The organism is Methylomonas sp. 11b (genome assembly GCF_000515215.1).
Classification (GTDB): Bacteria; Pseudomonadota; Gammaproteobacteria; order Methylococcales; family Methylomonadaceae; genus Methylomonas.
This window is the reverse complement of record NZ_KI911557.1, coordinates 4,003,804-4,022,553: the sequence shown is the minus strand read 5'-3', so window position 1 is coordinate 4,022,553 and position 18,750 is coordinate 4,003,804. Positions and strand designations below refer to the sequence as shown.

At 53.2% G+C, this 18,750-nt stretch carries 22 protein-coding genes; 14 read left to right on the top strand and 8 right to left on the bottom strand.

Translation table 11 applies throughout. The features are described from left to right. Positions 1-10: 10 nt before the first annotated feature. The 3 genes from METH11B_RS0119315 to flgA form a co-directional block, all read right to left on the bottom strand. Positions 11-505 carry a flagella synthesis protein FlgN gene (locus METH11B_RS0119315; RefSeq protein WP_026603428.1) on the bottom strand — a complete coding sequence of 165 codons (495 nt, stop codon included), beginning with the start codon at positions 503-505 and terminating at the stop codon, positions 11-13. A gap of 4 nt (positions 506-509) precedes the next feature. Then, positions 510-815 (bottom strand): flagellar biosynthesis anti-sigma factor FlgM, encoded by a 306-nt coding sequence (flgM, locus tag METH11B_RS0119310; RefSeq protein WP_026603427.1) that lies wholly within the window; start codon positions 813-815, stop codon positions 510-512. 69 nt (positions 816-884) lie between these two features. Further along, positions 885-1,574: a flagellar basal body P-ring formation chaperone FlgA gene (gene flgA / locus METH11B_RS0119305; RefSeq protein WP_026603426.1), complete on the bottom strand. Its 690-nt coding sequence runs from the start codon at positions 1,572-1,574 to the stop codon at positions 885-887. A 117-nt stretch (positions 1,575-1,691) separates the two neighbouring features. On the opposite strand from flgA, the gene METH11B_RS0119300 reads away from it, so the two are divergent. The 14 genes from METH11B_RS0119300 (at position 1,692) to METH11B_RS0119235 (ending at position 14,136) form a co-directional block, all read left to right on the top strand. After that, positions 1,692-2,624, top strand: a complete 933-nt coding sequence (locus tag METH11B_RS0119300; protein ID WP_020483236.1) for a chemotaxis protein CheV — start codon at positions 1,692-1,694, stop codon at positions 2,622-2,624. Between the two features lie 38 nt (positions 2,625-2,662). Continuing rightward, complete coding sequence (locus METH11B_RS0119295; RefSeq protein ID WP_026603425.1) at positions 2,663-3,529, top strand: CheR family methyltransferase; 867 nt, start codon at positions 2,663-2,665, stop codon at positions 3,527-3,529. 178 nt (positions 3,530-3,707) lie between these two features. After that, positions 3,708-4,103, top strand: coding sequence for a flagellar basal body rod protein FlgB (gene flgB / locus METH11B_RS0119290; protein ID WP_026603424.1), 396 nt, complete (start codon positions 3,708-3,710; stop codon positions 4,101-4,103). 2 nt (positions 4,104-4,105) lie between these two features. Next, complete coding sequence (gene flgC / locus METH11B_RS0119285) at positions 4,106-4,522, top strand: flagellar basal body rod protein FlgC (RefSeq protein ID WP_026603423.1); 417 nt, start codon at positions 4,106-4,108, stop codon at positions 4,520-4,522. Between the two features lie 7 nt (positions 4,523-4,529). Continuing rightward, complete coding sequence (locus METH11B_RS0119280; RefSeq protein ID WP_026603422.1) at positions 4,530-5,210, top strand: flagellar hook assembly protein FlgD; 681 nt, start codon at positions 4,530-4,532, stop codon at positions 5,208-5,210. 13 nt (positions 5,211-5,223) lie between these two features. Continuing rightward, positions 5,224-6,555 (top strand): flagellar hook protein FlgE, encoded by a 1,332-nt coding sequence (gene flgE / locus METH11B_RS0119275; RefSeq protein WP_026603421.1) that lies wholly within the window; start codon positions 5,224-5,226, stop codon positions 6,553-6,555. Positions 6,556-6,571: 16 nt separating this feature from the next. Next, entirely contained in the window at positions 6,572-7,315 is a 744-nt protein-coding gene (gene flgF / locus METH11B_RS0119270) for a flagellar basal-body rod protein FlgF (RefSeq protein WP_026603420.1), read from the top strand. A gap of 51 nt (positions 7,316-7,366) precedes the next feature. Further along, positions 7,367-8,155, top strand: a complete 789-nt coding sequence (gene flgG, locus METH11B_RS0119265; protein WP_026603419.1) for a flagellar basal-body rod protein FlgG — start codon at positions 7,367-7,369, stop codon at positions 8,153-8,155. Between the two features lie 15 nt (positions 8,156-8,170). Then, positions 8,171-8,875, top strand: a complete 705-nt coding sequence (gene flgH / locus METH11B_RS0119260) for a flagellar basal body L-ring protein FlgH (protein ID WP_026603418.1) — start codon at positions 8,171-8,173, stop codon at positions 8,873-8,875. Between the two features lie 22 nt (positions 8,876-8,897). Further along, positions 8,898-9,983: a flagellar basal body P-ring protein FlgI gene (locus tag METH11B_RS0119255; protein WP_026603417.1), complete on the top strand. Its 1,086-nt coding sequence runs from the start codon at positions 8,898-8,900 to the stop codon at positions 9,981-9,983. A gap of 45 nt (positions 9,984-10,028) precedes the next feature. After that, positions 10,029-11,075, top strand: coding sequence for a flagellar assembly peptidoglycan hydrolase FlgJ (gene flgJ, locus METH11B_RS0119250; protein ID WP_026603416.1), 1,047 nt, complete (start codon positions 10,029-10,031; stop codon positions 11,073-11,075). Between the two features lie 9 nt (positions 11,076-11,084). Continuing rightward, complete coding sequence (gene flgK / locus METH11B_RS0119245) at positions 11,085-12,752, top strand: flagellar hook-associated protein FlgK (RefSeq protein WP_026603415.1); 1,668 nt, start codon at positions 11,085-11,087, stop codon at positions 12,750-12,752. Between the two features lie 9 nt (positions 12,753-12,761). Then, positions 12,762-13,670 carry a flagellar hook-associated protein FlgL gene (gene flgL, locus METH11B_RS0119240; RefSeq protein WP_026603414.1) on the top strand — a complete coding sequence of 303 codons (909 nt, stop codon included), beginning with the start codon at positions 12,762-12,764 and terminating at the stop codon, positions 13,668-13,670. Between the two features lie 145 nt (positions 13,671-13,815). Further along, entirely contained in the window at positions 13,816-14,136 is a 321-nt protein-coding gene (locus tag METH11B_RS0119235) for a hypothetical protein (RefSeq protein WP_231499640.1), read from the top strand. Positions 14,137-14,502: 366 nt separating this feature from the next. On the opposite strand, the gene METH11B_RS0119230 is transcribed toward METH11B_RS0119235, so the two are convergent. The 5 genes from METH11B_RS0119230 to METH11B_RS27025 all read right to left on the bottom strand — a co-directional run bounded on the left by METH11B_RS0119230 (position 14,503) and on the right by METH11B_RS27025 (position 18,720). Next, complete coding sequence (locus tag METH11B_RS0119230) at positions 14,503-15,498, bottom strand: Lnb N-terminal periplasmic domain-containing protein (RefSeq protein ID WP_036276206.1); 996 nt, start codon at positions 15,496-15,498, stop codon at positions 14,503-14,505. Beyond that, complete coding sequence (locus METH11B_RS27030; RefSeq protein ID WP_026603411.1) at positions 15,495-15,974, bottom strand: META domain-containing protein; 480 nt, start codon at positions 15,972-15,974, stop codon at positions 15,495-15,497. Before METH11B_RS27030 ends, METH11B_RS0119230 begins: the two co-directional genes overlap by 4 nt. A gap of 108 nt (positions 15,975-16,082) precedes the next feature. Further along, entirely contained in the window at positions 16,083-17,012 is a 930-nt protein-coding gene (locus METH11B_RS0119220; RefSeq protein ID WP_026603410.1) for a transporter, read from the bottom strand. A 17-nt stretch (positions 17,013-17,029) separates the two neighbouring features. Next, positions 17,030-17,866 carry a hypothetical protein gene (locus METH11B_RS0119215; protein ID WP_026603409.1) on the bottom strand — a complete coding sequence of 279 codons (837 nt, stop codon included), beginning with the start codon at positions 17,864-17,866 and terminating at the stop codon, positions 17,030-17,032. Beyond that, complete coding sequence (locus METH11B_RS27025) at positions 17,866-18,720, bottom strand: DUF2092 domain-containing protein (protein WP_026603408.1); 855 nt, start codon at positions 18,718-18,720, stop codon at positions 17,866-17,868. Before METH11B_RS27025 ends, METH11B_RS0119215 begins: the two co-directional genes overlap by 1 nt. Between the last annotated feature and the right edge of the window lie 30 nt (positions 18,721-18,750).

Genomic DNA, 18,750 nt, shown 5'->3' with positions numbered 1-18,750 from the left:
GTCGCTCAGTCTACACCGAAATTAATGTATGCGAAAACAGCTCGTTGCGGGTAACGCCATCGGGCCCGTAGGTGGCGGCTAACGGCGACTTACCTCTTAAGATTTGTAGCGATCTTTGAGTATGTCGACTCAATAACGCGATGCTGGCACCGTTTTGTTCGTTGATTGTGCGACAGGTTTGGGAGAGTCTAACGATGTGATTCCAATAGTTCCAAGATTCAGAAATATTGATACCAGCGGCTTTGGCTTTGACCAGATAGGCTTCGATGCCATCGTTACTCACCACCAATTGCTCGGTGGCGAGCACTTGCCCTAATTGCTTAGTAAATTGCTCAAGTTGGGCAACCAGATCTTTTTTGTGTGTAGCGAGTGCGGAAATCGCATCCGCATCGGTTTTTTGTTTCAGGCTTGCGGCTTCGGCGTTTAGCAGCTCGAGCAAACTTTGCGTCGCTTTTAAACCGTTATTTAGTAGTTTCTCGGTGATTTGGTAAGTTTTCTCTATCATGACGTCATGTGCTATTGGTTAGTTGACCTTCAAATTGCAACATTTTCTCGGCAACGCGCTCGGCGTTAACTTGATAGCTGCCATCCTGCACAGCGGCTTTTATGGCCGCCACACGGTCTTCGTTCACCACGGGGGCGGCAGCGCTTGAAGCGGTTGCCGATTTAATGTCCAAAGCGGTCGTGGTGATGTTGACTGTGTCCGTGGAGGCGCCGCTGACGGGCTTCTCTTTAAATTCGGCCGAGTCCTTAACCGCTGATTTTGCCGGTAGCGGTGTGCTAACAGATTTGCTGGTGATAGGGTCGATAGCCATGACGGAATTCCTAAATTAGTTTTATCTGTAGCATTTAGCGGCATCATCATAAATTCCTTTAATGCTTTATCAAAAATAAACCGACACCTGACCGGAATCGACCACGGTAGCCTGGATTACGCGTTGCGAAGACAGGTTTTTCACATTGATTTTCTGACCTTTGGCTCCATCCGCCATCGCCGTGCCAACCGCGCTAATCAGCACTCCGGCCTTGCCTGATTGAATATTTACCCGCTCGCCGCGCTTCACCAATGTCAACTCGGTAACGTGCTGCTTGCTTAACACACTGCCGGCGGGAATGTTGCGTACCGCCTGCTTATCGACGACGTCATCCAGCTCGGTCAGATAGCCCTGCTGCAACAAGCCGATATCGCGGGTTTCCGCAGTCAAATATTCGGCACGAATCACATCGCTGCGCTGTAATGATCGATTCAGGACCAATACGTCTTTAAACGACCTTACCGACACCATGCTGTAAATCGTCCAACCTCTTTCGCCCTGGCAACGCACTCCCACCGTATTCCTGCCCGGTTTTATCTCGCCGGATTGGACAAATATTTGCAATGGTTGTTCGCACTGCGGCAATTGCAAACGCGGGTCGATTTGCGCGCCGCCTATTTCGTACTTGCCACCAGGAGCAAGGCTGTTACTGATGTATTGGTTAACCGCATCCTGGATTAACGGCACCGATTGCATCGGCCCCGCTAACGCTGTTTCGCAGACCAACAGCCAAATCACTCTCAAGTTTTTGCTCTTCATTGCAGTCGCCATTTTTTTGACTTTTGCAAGGATAAAGCACGAAACATACCAGTAATTTTATAAAGTAAAAAAAAGCAAAGTGTCTATAATTGCAAGCAGTATATTTCAGGGGGTTTTATGGCCGGAGTCTTAGACGGAGTCGATCAGCGCACCAAACTGGCGGGGCACAACAGATTCGAACTTTTGTTGTTTAAACTTGTTAGTAAACAACGATTTGGGATTAATGTTTTCAAAGTTCAGGAAGTGATTCAATGCCCGCCCTTAACGCAAATTCCCAATTCACATTCTGTGATTTGCGGCGTTGCTCACCTGCGCGGCAAAACCATTCCCGTACTCGATTTGTCGATGGCTATCGGCATGAGACCCTTGGTGCGCGACGCCGGCTGCTACGTCATCGTGACCGAATACAACCGTTCCATTCAAGGCTTTCTGGTCGGTTCGGTAGACCGGATCATCAATATCGGCTGGGAACAAGTAAAAGCCCCACCTACCGGCACCGGTAAAGAAAGCTACCTAACCGCAGTAACTGAAATAGACGGTGAGCTGATAGAAGTGATTGACGTCGAAAAAGTCATGAAAGAAGTCATCGGCGGCCGCGAAGAAGCTTCTGCAGAAATCATCGACATGGAAGTAACCAGCAAAAACGATCACATACTGGTGGTGGACGATTCATCGGTGGCCAGAAACCAAGTTAAACGGGTCTGCCAGCAAATTGGCATCGAATGTACACTGCTAAAAGACGGCCAAGAAGCCTGGGATCATTTAAACGCACTGGTGGCCGACGGCATCGATATTCAGGACAAATACTCGATGATCATTTCCGATGTGGAAATGCCGCGCATGGACGGCTATACCCTAGCCACCAAAATCAAGGCCGACCCCAACATGAAAAAAATCTATTTGATTTTGCATACTTCATTAAGCGGCGTGTTTAACACATCGATGGTCCAAAAAGTCGGTGCCAACGAATTTCTGGCCAAATTTGATCCCGACTCGTTGATGAATTCCATCCAGCACCAGCTCAAACTTTATCATGCAGCCCATTCCTGACCGATACTCAAGGCGCCGTCCACCCGCAAAATTCAGACATGTTGAACCAGGCTGAACCGGGTAGTCCGGTGGGTAAAAATATCGACATTTCCGCCGCGGAGTATCAATCTATACAGCAGTTCCTCAGCCAAAATTGCGGCATTGAGTTGGGTGACAGCAAACAATACCTGGTAAAAAGCAGGTTATTGCCCTTGATGGGCAAATTTGAATTCGCAAGCTTTGCTGAACTGGTCAACAGCCTGCAATCTGCGTCATTTTCCGCGCAAAAAATCAAAAGCGCCGTCATCGACGCAATGACCACCAACGAGACCTTCTGGTTTCGCGACGAACGGCAATTCGTCGAACTCAAAGACCAGGTCCTACCCAGCTTGCTAAATCGCAAAAATGGCAACGTCAGAGTTTGGTCCGCCGCTTGCTCATCCGGCCAGGAACCCTACTCGATAGCCATCTGCGCACTGGAAGCAATCAAAGCCTCTACCAAATCACGCTCCTTGCAAATTATCGGCACGGACATCTCCGAAGCCATTCTCGAGGAAGCCAAGAGAGCGGTTTATTCGGAAGCCGCGCTGTCGCGTGGCATGGATAGCGCGGCAAAAGCGCGATATTTTCACAAAAATTACGACGGTTACTTACTGACCCCTGAAGTCAGCCAACTCGTGCGTTTTCAACAATTCAATCTGCTCAAATCGTTCACTGCCTTGGGCCGTTTTGACCTGATCTTCTGTCGCAACGTACTGATCTATTTCTCCGATCAAGTCAAACGCGACATTCTCACCCGCATGGCCGACAGTCTGGAACCGGGCGGCTATCTGTTCCTCAGCAGTACCGAAGCGATGCCAACGGGCTTAAACAGCTTTGAATTGGTTCGCTCCGGCTTAACCAGCTACTTCAAAAAAGTCGGTTAAGCCGCTCGCCAGTTTATTGACGACTTAAATCAGCGGCAGCATTTTGCCGCCCCGTCTGAAACACTGTTTTTTGACACTCACGTCAACCATTCAAATTGCTATACAAATGAAATAAAAGCATATTTATTTTATGGCACATTTACTGCTTTTAGGTATAAAAAACCCAAAGGTGGCAATTATGGCTATTAATTTCGACAGTGCCTTAGGCATACATCCGCAAGCGTTAGCGTTGCGCGAAAAGCGCAGCGAGATTTTGGCTTCAAACCTGGCCAACGCCGACACGCCCGATTACAAAGCCCGCGACCTGGACTTCAAGTCGGTGTTTCAACAAGCCCTGGCCGGCGACGGCTCGGAGCTGAAACGCAGTCAGCAAGGCCATCTACCTAGTCACAATAATGTACTCGGCGCCGATCTGCTCTATCGCAATCCGCAACAAGCCTCGCTGGACGGCAACACCGTCGAATCGCACATCGAGCAAGCCAAATACGCAGAAAACGCCGTGCAGTACGAAGCCAGCTTGCGCTTTATCAACAACAAATTTTCCGGCCTGATGTCGGCCATTAAAGGAGAATAGCCATGTCTTCATTTCGCATCTTCGACGTCGCCGGCAGCGGCATGAACGCGCAAAACCTGAGACTGAATCTGGTAGCCAGCAATATTTCCAATGCCAGCAGCGTCAGCAGCAGCATCGACCAGGTCTACAAATCCCGTCAACCGGTATTCGCCGCCGAGCTGAAAAATGCGATGGATAAGAACAGCACCAGCAGCGGCGTCAATGTGCTGGGCGTCGTCGAAAACCAGGCCCCGCCGGTGATGGAATACGCCCCCAATCATCCGCTGGCGGACGCCACCGGCTACATCTATAAATCCAACGTCAATACCGTGGAAGAAATGGCCAATATGATGTCCGCTTCCCGCTCCTACGAAAACAATGTAGAGGTGTTGAACACCGCAAAAAACCTGATTTTGCAAACCCTGAAAATGGGACAGTGAGGCATTTATGACCAGCGCAATCGATACATTTAACAGCCTCGGCTTAGCCACTACCGGTTCGGGCACGGCAAAGGGCGTGCAAAAACAAACCTTGGGGCAAGACCAATTTCTGAAACTGCTGACCACGCAAATGACGCATCAAGACCCGATGAAGCCCATGGACAACGGCGAATTTCTCGGTCAGATGGCCCAGTTCAGTACCGTTTCCGGCATTCAGGATCTCCAGGCTTCGTTCAAGGATTTCGCCAGCTCGCTCAGTTCAGACCAAGCCCTGCAAGCCGCCGGTTTGGTAGGTCGCCACGTGTCCGCTCCGGCTAAGGAAGCATTGCTGGGCGCCGGCGGCAGTGTCTCGGGGGATTTCGAAATGCCCAGCAGCTCGCCGAATGTCAGCGTAAAGATCATAGACCCGCAGACCGGAGCCATCATTAGAGAACTCGATATGGGCGCGCAAGCCGCGGGCACTACTACTTTTGAATGGGACGGCAAGGATAGCAACAAGCAATTGGCCGACCCGGGCGTCTACAAAATCCAAGCTGAAGCCAAAATTGACGGCGTCAATACGGTATTGGCCACCAACATTAAATCGCTGGTGAAAAGCGTGACGATGGGTGGCGGCAGCGGCGGTTTGCAAGTCAATCTCGACGGCGTCGGCACCGTGAAATTCAGTCAAATTAAACAAATCTTGTGAAGGAGAAGGCATCATGGCTTTTACAACAGCACTAAGCGGCTTAAACGCCGCATCCAACAACCTGGCGGTGACCGGCAACAATATTGCCAACGCCAATACCGTGGGCTTTAAAAAGTCGCGCTCGGAATTTGCCGACGTCTACGCCTCCAGCCTAGGCGGCGTGAGTAGCACTACGGCCGGCGCCGGCGTTAGAGTTGCCAATGTGGCCCAACAATTCAATCAAGGCAGCTTGTCGTTCACCGACAACAATCTGGATTTAGCGATCAGCGGTGAAGGCTTCTTCACCATGGCCAAAAGCCCGACAGAAACCAACGACATCACTTATACCCGCTCCGGCGAATTCAAACTGGACAAGGACGGCTACCTGGTCAATAACCAGGGCAAATCGCTGATGGTTTATAAACCCAACGGCACCGCAGTCTCCGACGGCTTCAGCACAGGGGTTACACAACCGGTTCAGATCAATACCCTCACCGGTCTGCCCAGCGCCACGGACACTGTATCGCTGGCGGTGAATCTCAATGCTAACGAAACAGTTCCGACGGTGACGCCGTTCGACCCAACCAACAATAACTCCTACAACTCGCAAACCTCGGTGACTGTTTACGATTCGCTGGGCTCGCCGCATATTCTCTCTACATATTATGTGAAAGGCGCCTCGACAGCTTCTACTACGGATTGGAGCGTGTATCATTATATGGCCGAGCCGGCCACCCCAACCGCCCGAACCTCAATCAATGCCGGCACCTATGGCACGGCAGTCGCCGCACCGGCCACCCCCACCACATTGCCGACCCCGGCCGTGATGACTTTCGATTCCTCCGGCAAATTACAAACCCCGGTGTCGGGCCGATTCGCCTTGAGTAATTACACCATACTACCGGCGACCGGCGCGGCACCTGTGAAGATCGGCACGATGGACTTCTTCGGCTCCACCCAGGTTCAGGAAAAATTCAGCGTGAATACGATGACCCAAAACGGCTTACCGGCCGGACGCTTGACGGGCATTGATATTGACGATGAAGGGGTAATATTTGCCCGTTTCAGTAACGGCGGTTCGCAAACCATGGGTAAAGTCGCCTTGACACGCTTCGCCAATACCAACGGCTTGGCCAAAATCGGCGATACGGCCTGGGGACAAAGCGCGAACTCAGGGGAGCCGATTCCCGGCGAGGCCGGCGCTAATAACTTCGGTCTGATTCAGGCCGGCGCGTTGGAAAGCTCGAATGTCGAGTTATCCGCGCAATTGGTCAATCTCATCGTCGCCCAACAGCATTACCAAGCCAATGCGCAAACCATCACTACTGAAAACAGCATCATGCAAACGATACTGCAAATTCGGTAATTCATAGGAAACCGCCATGGACCGTAGCCTTTATATCGCGATGAACGGCGCCAAGCAGACCTTGCTGGCGCAAGGCGCCAACGCCAATAATCTGGCCAACGCCCAAACCACCGGCTTCAAAGCCGATTTCGAGCAATTTCGCGCGATGCCGGCTTTCGGTCCCGGCTACCCCTCGCGGGTGTATTCGATGACCGAACGTCCCGGCACCAATATGTCGAGCGGCAGTATCCACACCACTGGCCGCGACCTGGATGTCGCGATCAACGGCCAGGGCTGGATCGCGGTGCGTAATGCAGAGGGCCAGGAAGCTTATACCCGCGCCGGCGATCTTCGACTAACTCCCGAAGGCTTATTGCAAAACGGCGCCGGACTCTCGGTACTCGGCGAAGGCGGCGAAGCGATTACCATACCGCCTGCCCAAAAAATGGAAATCGGCACCGACGGCACCATCTCTATCGTCCCGCAAGGCGTCAATGCCACCAACAGCGTGATTGTTGAACGGATCAAGCTCGTGAATCCCGATCCGGCCAATCTGGAAAAACGCGAAGACGGCTTGATGCACGCCAAGCAAGCCGGCGCCATACCGGCCGACGCTAATGTCACGCTGATTCAAGGCTCGCTGGAATCCAGCAACGTCAATGCTTTGGCGGCTATGGTGGAAATGATAGAACTATCTCGAAACTTCGAATTGCAATCCAAGGTCATGAAAAACATCGACGACACATCCGGCGCCAGTGCCAAGTTGATGCAAGTGGCATAGTTTCTGCTTTACTCCTGATAAGACAAAAAATTGTCAGATTAGGAGATTGTCATGACAGAAAGAGCATTATGGGTCGCAAAATCCGGTTTGGATGCCCAACAAACCCGCATGGCGGTTATTTCCAATAACCTGGCCAACGTCAACACCACCGGCTTCAAGAAAGCCAGACCGATTTTCGCCGACTTGATGTATCAAAACGTCCGTCAGGCCGGCGCGCAGTCCACCCAAAACACCCAATTGCCGACCGGCTTACAGCTTGGTACCGGGGTACGCACCGTGGCTACCGAAAAACTGCACACCCAAGGCAATATTCTGCAAACCGGCAACTCGCTGGATATAGCGGTAAGCGGACGCGGTTTTATGCAAATTTTAATGCCCAACGGCGATATCAACTACACCCGCGACGGCTCGTTCAAAATGGACTCCACCGGCCAAGTGGTCACCTCCAACGGCATGCCGCTGGAACCGGCCATCACCATTCCGCAGGACGCGCTAAGTATCACAATCGGCCAGGACGGCACGGTCTCGGTAACCCAACCCGGTGCTGCGGCAGCCAATCAAGTAGGCCAAATTCAAATTGCCGACTTCATCAATACTGCCGGTCTGGAGCCTATTGGCGACAATCTGTTCCGGGAAACCGTGGCCAGCGGTGCGCCGATTATCGGTGCGCCTGGCGAGAACGAACTTGGCACCATGATTCAAGGTTCTTTGGAAACATCAAACGTCAACGTCGTGGAAGAACTGGTGAACATGATCGAAACCCAGCGCGCTTATGAGATGAACTCCAAAGCCATTTCCACCACCGACCAAATGCTGTCCTTCGTCACGCAACAACTTTAATTTAGGACAAAGCTCATGAACAAATTCATTACACGGCAAGCAGGCGGCAAATTTTTGCTGGTAGCGGCAATCGCGATCTTAGTGGGCTGCGATACCTTGCCGAAACGCGACCCCGACTTCGCCCCGGTACAACCCGCCGATTTGCGCCCGCCCCAACAAAGCAACGGTGCAATTTACCAGGCCGGCTACGACATGCGTTTATTCGAAGATCATGCCGCGCGCCGGGTCGGCGATATTTTGACGGTAACCTTCGACGAAAATACCAACGCCACCAAGCAAGCCAATTCCAAAACCAGCAAGAACAGCGACATCAAGACCACTGGCTCCGCGCCAAGCATTTATGGCATGGCTACCTCTGCCTTGTTCGGACATGATTTAGAGACTTCCATCGACTTCAGCGCGGACCGTAGCACCGAAGGCAAAGGCGACTCCCGGCAAAGCAACCGGTTGACCGGCAGTATGAGCGTGACCGTAGTCGATGTGCTGCCCAACGGCAATCTGCGCGTGCGCGGCGAAAAACGCGTCACGCTGAACGACGGCAGCGAATATATCCGCCTGTCCGGCATCGTGCGGCCTATCGACATCAACGTCGCCAACACCCTGGCCTCCAGCAAAGTGGCCGACGCTACCATCATGTACACCGGCGACGGCGCCTTGGCCGACAGCAGCAAGCCCGGCTGGATTTCGCGAATTTTTTCAAGCCCATTGTTTCCTTTCTAGCCGAGGCTGACGGAGAAATCAGATGAACAAAATACTCTTTTCAATCGCCCTGCTGCTAACCAATACCGCGCAAGCGGAACGTATCAAAGACATCGCCTCAATCGCCGGCGTGCGCAGCAACCAATTGGTGGGCTATGGCTTGGTCACCGGCCTGGATAAAACCGGCGACAAAACCAAATTTACCGGCCAAAGCCTGCGCAGCATGATGGGCAAACTGGGCCTGACCTTGCCGCCCGATACCGACCCCAAATCAAAAAACGTCGCGCTGGTCAGCATTCACGCCGATCTGCCTGCTTTCGCCAAACCCGGTCAAAAAATTGACGTCACGGTTTCGTCGATAGGCGATGCGAAAAGCCTGCGCGGCGGTTCGCTGTTGATGAGCCCCTTACGCGGTGCCGACGGCAATGTTTATGCGGTGGCGCAAGGTAATCTGGTGGTGGGCGGCCTTAGTGCCAGCGGCCAGGACGGTTCGAAAATTACTGTCAATAACCCGCTGGTGGGCCGGGTGCCTAACGGCGCCACGGTGGAACGCATCGTCCCTAGCTCGTTCGATCAGAGTGCTGAGCTGGTTTTTAATTTGAACTCTTCGGATTTCACCACCGCGCAACGCATGGCGGACTCCATCAACAAAGCGCTGGGCGCCGAAACCGCGCAAGCCGTCGATGCCACCTCAGTCAGCGTCAGAGCGCCGGTCAATCCCAACCAACGGGTCGGCTTTGCCTCCGTTATCGAAAACCTGGAACTGGCGCCTGACGACGCCCCCGCCAAAGTGATTGTCAATTCCCGCACCGGTACCGTGATTATCAACAGCAAAGTCAGAGTACAGCCGGCCGCCGTGTCTCATGGCAGCTTGACTGTGACGATCAGTGAGAATCCGCAAGTCAGTCAACCCAACCCATTATCGGGCGGCAGTACCGTAGTGACACCGCAATCCAATGTCTCGGTAAATGAAGACAAGAATCACATGTTTGTCTTCAACCCCGGCGTTTCGCTAGACGAGATTGTCCAAGCGGTAAACGGCGTCGGCGCCGGCCCCAGCGACTTGGTGGCCATTTTGGAAGCATTAAAATCCGCCGGCGCACTCAGAGCCGAGTTGATAGTGATTTAAAGAACGTGACACAGCAGTTGATTAGATGAATTATTGGAGATTCCCATGTTAAACGTAGACAGCGCTTCGGTGTATACCGACTTCAACGGCCTGGCGAAACTTAAACAAGGCGCCCGCGAACAATCGCCCGAGGCGATCAAGGAAGTCGCCAAACAATTCGAGTCGGTGTTTTTAGGCATGGTCATGAAAAACATGCGTCAGGCTAAATTGTCCGACGGCATATTGGACAGCCAACAAACCCAGTTTTATCAAGACATGTACGACCAACAAATGTCCGTGCATCTGGCCGGTAAACCCGGTATCGGCTTTGCGGATTTGATTGCCCAACAATTGTCGCCCAAACAAAACAAGGACGAAGAAAAAGACAAGCAACTGTCCGCTAGCGATTTCTTGAATCGCGCGGCCGGCACCGGCGCCAGCAATAACCCCGACAATCACCAGTCGCTGCGGGCCGGCGAGGAAACCGAAGAACAAATGCCGCTGGATGCATCAGGTTTAAGCAGCCTGGAGCGCAGCTTGGCCCGCTTGGAACGCAGTCAGAAAGTCCTAGCCGACCAATGGCAAACCCTGGACGATAAAGTGCGCAACGATAGCGATCAGCCGCTAACCTCCAGAGACGAGTTCGTTAACCAACTCCGGCCGCATGCCGAACAAGCCGCGCGCAGCCTGGGAGTCGATCCCAACGTGTTACTGGCTCAAGCGGCACTGGAAACCGGCTGGGGCCAAGGCATGGTGAAAAATGGTCAGGGCGATAACAGCTTTAATCTGTTCAATATCAAGGCCGATAGGTCCTGGCAAGGCAAACAAGCCAAAACCATGACACTGGAATATGCCGGCGGTGTCGCCAAAAAAGAAATGGCCGGCTTCCGCGCTTACGACTCTTACAAAGACAGCTTCGACGATTACGTGAACTTTATCAAAACCAATCCGCGTTACAGCGAAGCCTTGAAGAAAGCCGGCAACGCCGGACATTATTTACACGAACTACAACAAGCCGGTTATGCCACCGATCCGCGGTATGCCGAAAAAGTCATGACGATCTACCACAGCCAAACCGCGGCCCAGGTAGCAGCTCTAAAAAGCGCGGGATAGGAGGCGAACATGGCCATTGGCATTCTCGGCAATGCATTATCAGGGCTGACCGCGTTCCAACGCTCGCTGGAAACCACCAGCAACAACATCAGCAACGCCAACACCGAAGGCTACAGCCGGCAACGCGTCGAACTAGCCACCCGCCCGGAACAATTTACCGGCAACGGCTATATGGGCAATGGCGTCGAAGTTGCCAACATCACCCGCAGCTACGACCAGTTCATCAGCAATCAAGTCCGCTCCAGCACCGCTACGTTTCACGATATAGACAGTTTTTACACCTTGTCGTCGCAAATCGACAATATCACCGCCGACGACACCACCGGTCTGGCGCCGGCCATGAAGAGCTTTTTCGATGCGATAGACAGCGTCGCCAACGACCCCAGCTCGGTGGCAGCCCGCCAAGTGATGTTGACCGAAGCCGAATCCCTAACGCAGCAATTCAACACCATGAGCGCCCGCTTCGGCGATTTGCGTAAGCGCGTCAACGATAACATCACCAGCTCGGTGCAAGAGCTGAATGGCTTTGCCAAAACCCTGGCCGAATTGAATGTGAAGATTGTCTCGGACATCGGCCGCTCGTCCGGCAAACAAATGCCCAATGAGTTGATGGATCAACGCGATCTATTGCTGACCAAAATCGCCGAAAAAGCCGACGTAACCTATGTCAGCCAAGCCGATGGCTCATACAACGTGTTTATCGGCAAGGGCCAACCCTTGGTGCTGGGCAGTGCGGCCTCCACGCTGTCCGTGGTCGGTGACAGTAACGACGTCAATCAAAAGCTGATCATGCTGAATGGTCAGGATATTTCAAAACAGTTGTCCGGCGGCGAACTCTCCGGCAATCTGCGTTTTAGAGATCAAGTTCTGGACCCCGCACAACAACAGCTGGGTCTGCTGGCAACCGGTTTGGCTACCGAATTTAACAACATCCATAAAGCCGGCTACGACATCAACGGCAATACCAATGTGGCGTTTTTTGATTTAAATTCGCCAACGCCGCAAGTGAAAGCCACCGTCAGCGATAGCAATCTGGTGGTGTCCAGCGCGTTTGTCGCGCCGACCACCGTGGCGGGTTTAGGCGCCGCCTATCGGCTGGACGTTACCGCAACCGCGCCGGCAGCCACGTTCAGCCTGACCAACCTCAGCGACAACACCACGACTGCCGGCTTAAGCGCCGCCACCCTGGCGACTACCGCTGCGACTAACGGTTTTAGTATCAGCTTTAGCGGCGGTTCGCTGACCATTGGCGACTCCTTCCAAATCAGCCCTAATTTTAACGCCGCCGCCAAAATCAAACTTAACTCGGCCATCACCAATCCTAGACAAATCGCCGCCGCCAGCGCCACCGGCCTGCCCGGCGACAACAGCAATGCGCTGAAATTGGCTAATCTGGAAACCCAGGCAAAAATGTTCGGTGGTAAAGCCAGTTTTACCCAAGTGTATGGGCAAATGATCTCGGATGTTGGTTCGCAAACGCATGCCGCCTCAGTTGGACGCACCGCCCAGGAAACCCTGTTAAAACAAGCCACCAGCGCTAAAGAAAGCGTATCCGGCGTCAATCTGGATGAAGAAGCGGCCAATCTCATCAATTTTCAAAATTCGTATCAGGCGGCCGCCAAGGCCGTTTCGGTGGCTAATTCACTGTTCGACACCCTGATCGGGGCATTCCGCTAGGAGATTATTATGCGCATTTCAACCTCATGGAATAATCAGCTAGGCCTTAACGCGATGTTGGATCAACAATCCAAACTCAGCGAGACTCAGCTAAAACTATCCTCCGGCAAGAAATATCTGAGCCCATCCGAAAACGCGGTGGCGGCCACCAGCATGATCGACCTGAATCACAACATTAAGGAAAATCAGCAATATCAGGTCAATATCGGCGCGGCGCGGCAAAGGCTGGACTTGGAAGAATCGGCACTGGATAACGCCGGCAGCGTGTTGCATAGAATCAGAGAATTGACCGTGCAAGGCTTGAACGACAGCAACACCGCCACCAACCGTAAGCAAATCGCCATGGAAATCGACGAACTGAACAAGCAATTGTTAAGCATCGCCAATACCAAAAATGCCAACGGCGAGTATATTTTTTCCGGGTACAAAACCGACCAAGCCGCATTTACCGACACTCCGGCTTACGCCTATCAAGGCGACACCAACCAACGCAGTATCGCTATAGGCCCCAGCCGGCAAGTAACCGACGGCGATCCCGGCGAATCGGTATTCGGCAGCATTCAAGCCGCACCGCTGACAGCCGGCAGCATCAGCAACGTCTTTCAAGCAGTCGCGCAAATATCCGCTGATTTAAAAGCCAACACCCCCAATAAGAACTCACTGAACGACATGGATACCGCGCTGGTGCGCTTCGATACCATTCGCGCATCGGCCGGCGCCCGCTTGAACGCATTGGACGACCAGGAAAACTTGAACGCCGACTACATACTGGATAACAAATCCACCGCCTCGGACATCGGCGATCTGGACTATGCGGAAGCCTTGAGCAAATTTAATCTGCAACAAATATCCCTGCAAGCCGCACAACAGGCGTTTACCAAAGTGCAAAATCTGTCGTTGTTTAATTACATTTCTTAAGTTTTTCGCGCGGGGCTTTACATAGCGCGGTAAGCACTTGTATGGCCCGTATCGCCTTCCGATGTTAATATTCTTGGGGCTGATCGAAATCCAGTAACAACGCGATTTAGGTCCATTGAGCTGATTTAGTGACGGAAGGAATGAAATGGCAAAAACCATGAGTTGGCACCGCATCACACTCTCGCGCCAGGAATACGAATCCGGCGAAATCTACGTGCTGTTAGGCGCGTTCCGAGCCGCCTATGTGGCGCGAAACGGCCCCGAGGGCATGGCGATGTTCGGCGGCTGGTCCGACGACGACACTGCCTTCCTGGTTTACACCACGCCTAGATCGGTACGCCACATCACGCCAATCTTGGACGCCTATTCGGCCAAACAAAGCAAAATTCCTGATCCGTCCGGTCTATCGTTGATATATGGCGACGAGTCCGGCTTCTCTTCCTTCGAGATTGGTTTCGAAGCCTGATGTAGTTCCGGGACTTTTTGAATTGTCTTGAAACCTATCGCAAACCTAATTTTTCGGTAGGCATTCTTGAAAGGCTTGATGGGCAAATTTAGGCCGATTGTGTTGAAAAAGGGCTCTTTTGTGAAAGGAGCTGTTTTTATAAAAATTATTACCTGTTGAAAACAATAGGTTGAAAATACGAGAGGAGGAAAAATTGGCCTAAATTCACCGAAAACCGACTTTTTCAACACAATCGGCCATAAGCCGCCGGTCGCGGCAACTAACCAATTTCAATAGTTAGGGCGTCCAGTGACTCATTCGACTGTCCGGTATTCGGCGAGCAAATTGACATTATCACTGAGTCACCTCGGTCATCTTCTGCCAGAACTAGTGATTGCTCTTAGACCGAATACGCATTGAAAAATCCACCGCCTGATCGGCCGTTTGCGCTAAAGGGTTGATCAGGGCTTGCCGTTGCAGTTCGGAAAAAGGCAAACCGGTGTCGAGCCGTTGAGCTTCGTATAGATATTCCGGCACATAACCGCTCAGCAAAATTTTCCAGGAAAACGACAGGTGATCCCGATTTGCCAAGGTTCGCATCCAGATCGCGGTCGTGCAATTATCCAGCAGCGTATTGTAGAACGCCGGCTTTTCGTTGAGTTCGTTGATTTTGCGCAGGTACTCCAGAAACAGCCGTTTCGCGTTTTCTATCGGACCTTGCAATTTATACAGATAAACCTGCTCGGGCGGATTATTGCGGTAGTTGGTACGTAGACGTATCACGTCGCGTTCGTCGGCGACGAAATAAATCAGTTCATACTGGCGAAAAAAACCTTTGATCGTCGAATAGCCTTCGCCTTGTTCTTTGCGCGCCTCGATGGAGATGGCCAAATGATCGTTGCCGCCGAAATCGAAACTCAGGATGGTATGGGCAATTGCCGGCCCCATCCAATAGACCGAAAACAGATCGACACCCTGCAATTTGTTCAGGTCGAAGGTTTTGGTGTAATACGCCGGCCGATAATCGAATTCGCTACGATAATCGAAGTTGCGGATGTCATGCACCGTTACGCTATCGCCCTCGAAGGTGGCATAGGCCAATTTTTCGGCGTCGGCTTGCCAATGCCGTTGGTTAGACGGGGCAATACTCAACCAATACAGCAAAACCAAACCAAACACCGTCCCATAGGCGATTAGTCCATACTTGCGCCAGCGGGCGAACGCAAGGCTAATCAACGTCGCCACGCCAAGTAGAGCGAACAGCGCCGCCAACACACGCTGCGGCCATCCCGTTGCGGAATCACCGAAATAGAGTGCGCAAACGCCCCATAGGATTGTTATCAGCAGAATGAGAACCGAAGCGCTGGCTTTGATCCATCTCACGGCGCTTCATGCTCCGCAGGGTCGAAAATCAATCGGCCTTTATCGGTGATCAGTTTGAGCTGCCCAGTCTTGTCGATTACTTCGAATTGGCGAACTTCGCTCAACTGGCGAAGATATTGCGCATAGTGCGAATCCGGCCCACATTCGGCCAAGGTCGCCGCTCCTAGCGATAACGCGATACGTCGCTCGCTTTCCAGCCGGTAAGCACCCTGCATGCGATTGCAATCCGCTTTGACACGATAAGAACCATCCGCCAGCAAGGTCAGCGTATAGCGGTCGGAGGCGCCAACCGTGAACGATTCATCGCCTGCATCGGCATCGAAGCGCGATAACTGCCATACCCTGTCTTTGATTGCCGCATCGGCCTGAGCTTCGCGTCCCACGCTTGCATCGCCGTCGACGACGGCGCAGGCGGAAATCCACAGCAACGGCAAGACCAGCAAACACCGTCGCGGCAACCGAAAATTTTTAAACATTGCTGACCTCACCGAAAGTCCATAAAACCGAAATCGCGCCGACTCGGCAGCCAGACACGACAGTTGGGATAAACAAGGGCCTGTTGAAACGATTGCTCATCAGCGACATCACAAGCCGCCACCGAAGCGATATTGCCAGGCGATACCGGTGGTGTCGAAATCGCTGCCTCTGCGTCCGGAAATTGCCGTGCTGTAATAAAGCTTGATCGAGTTGGCTTTATTGACGGGCAGCGCCAGCGTGGCGCCGCCACGGGTGTTTTCCAAGTTATCGTCATTTTTATCGCCGTCCACCCGGCTTTGTCCGCCGGTGTAAAAAGTGGCATCCGCCGCCACCCAGATGCCATGGGTAATGTGATAAATCAGGTGACCCTGCACCGAATAAACCGGGTCTTGCGAGCGCAGTTTGCCGCCGAAAAATTCGTCGTTGTCGGTGTAGAATCGGACACCGCTCGCCAATTCCAGCGTCACCGGCCCCATGCGTTTGGAAACGCCCAACTCCGGCTTGATCGACCAGCGGTTGGTGCCGAGGTTGACCAATTTGCCGGCATCGTACTGCCCACCCGGCGCCGTCACCTCGATATTAGCGCCGACTATCGTATCCTGTTCGTATTTTGCAAATTCCTCGAGCGAAAGCGCGGGCGCGCCGAAAAAATTGATCGAAAAATGAAACCGGGGATCGATCAAACCCGAGACTTCCCGGTCCCGCTCCTGACCCACCACCGTGGCCGTGCCCTGCAGCGAAGCATAGGGCAACGCCATATCGAATTTGGCCGATTTACCAAACACATTGATCGCACGCACATAAGCCAGCACGCCGGAATGCAGTTCGATCTGGGTATTTTCTATCGGCAAGGCAGGATCTGTGGCTACACCGCCCCCAGTGTAGCCATAACCCGCAATCAAAAAATTCAACCCTACCGGGGTATTAGCGTACGTGCGCGGCTCTAAATCCTGCCCCATGGCCGAAAAGCTAACAGCCAACGAAGCCGTCATGAAAACCGCGATTGTCGCGCTATCCCGACGAAAATAGTTCGTCATGAAAAACCAACCTCCCGTTAGTAAGGCGCCGGCACCGGGGTATAGATCGGGCCGTTGGCGCCATAAGCCTGCGTGTACCAAGAAGTACCGCATTGATAATACGTCACCCCTTGAAGAACGGCAGTGTTTGGGGTACATGGCAATCCGCCATTACCGGAAGGCGGGGTGGTATAGACCACGGTGGTCGACGGAGCCGTGGTTTGCGTCGTGTTTGATTGACCGGCCGCATAACCCGCCATCGCCCCTACTGCCGCCGCACCGACCGCTACAGCCGCCACTTCGCCATCGTCCCAGTGATCATCATCGTGGTAGTACCCGCCATGATACGACTCTGCCGTTTGCTGCCGGCTTTGGGATCTGCTGGTAGCGCCTTGCTGACGGGTATTGACGTTCTCATTCGATGCCGATTGGCGTTGAGCTTGGTTTTGCGACGCGGCGTCCTGCCGCTGGGCTTGATTTTCTGTTGATGAGGATGCCCGAGTTTGTTGGGTCGCGGCCCGGTTGGTCGACATTGTCGAAGCCGATTCAGTCCTATTGGCAGAAACCGATTGTGCGGTTTGGCTTTGTGTACGATTCGTGGAAGCCGTTTGAGCCGTCGCTGACCTGCTGGACGCCGACGAAGCGCCTCCCGCTGAAAAACTGCGGCTTGCCGAAAAACTACCGCTGGCCGCCGCGCCGCCTCGGGAAAAACCACCCGCGCCACCTTGCGAAAAACCACCCACACCACTAGCTCCACCACGGGCGCCTCCACCGCCTCCAGCCATGCCGCGGGCCGCCGCATCTCCGATGCCGACGCTGAAAATGACAAAGGTGGCGGTCATCGCCGTCACGATAGCATTAAGTTTTGTGTTCATTATTTTTCTCCCGAATGTGCTGGATTTTCAGAAGCACCAGGTACGATGCTGGGCACTTGCGCCAGGAAGGCAATTTTTTTGGCGCCTTCGGCTGGGGTAAAGGCAAACTGGGTGCTGTCGATTTGCGGAGCCAAATTCCAATCGGAAAATTGCGCCCTGAACTGCGGTTGGCCTTCCTCCAGTTTGTAGGTCAATACCACCCGCAGAGGCAGGGGCTTTGGCCCTTCCGCTATCCATACCTGATAATCGACGGTCTCGGTGCGCGCAGCCAGATGATGCGCGGCTTGTCCGTGTATCGTGGTCTTCTCGACGTACTCGAGCGATTGGGTCCTACGTTCCAGCTCGGCGGGTAATTCGCTTACCAGCAACACGGCCAGCGGCAGCCGCATATTCAGATCTTTCAGGAAGTATTTGACCGCTTCATCGATACCGCCCGGTTTTGCCGTCTGGGCATAAACGTTATCCGACGGACTGAATATCGTGATGTCCTTGCCGTCATACAACACCATCTGCTTCACGCCATCGCTTCCCTCGCGCTCAACCCGCAGGCCATTGGGCCGACTGACGACAACCTTGCGCGTGGCCGAAAATTCGATCTTTTCTCCGGACGCCTGTACCGTGTCGTAGGAATCGTTGAGGTTCACCGCAAATGCCGGAGTCTTGGCCAAGTAATTGGCCATACGCTGCAAAATACCCTTGGCATCGATCGCTTCCGGCCCTGCTTGCGGCAAGCTTTGCTGGGAAATCGCAGCCTGTGGATGGCTAACCGTCTGCTGCTCCGCGCAGCCCGCGAGTATCGACAGGATAGCCACGCATAGCGCGTTGCGTATTCCCGGTTGTAGTGTTTTATACATGTTTCACCTCCTTAAGGTGATGGGATTGAA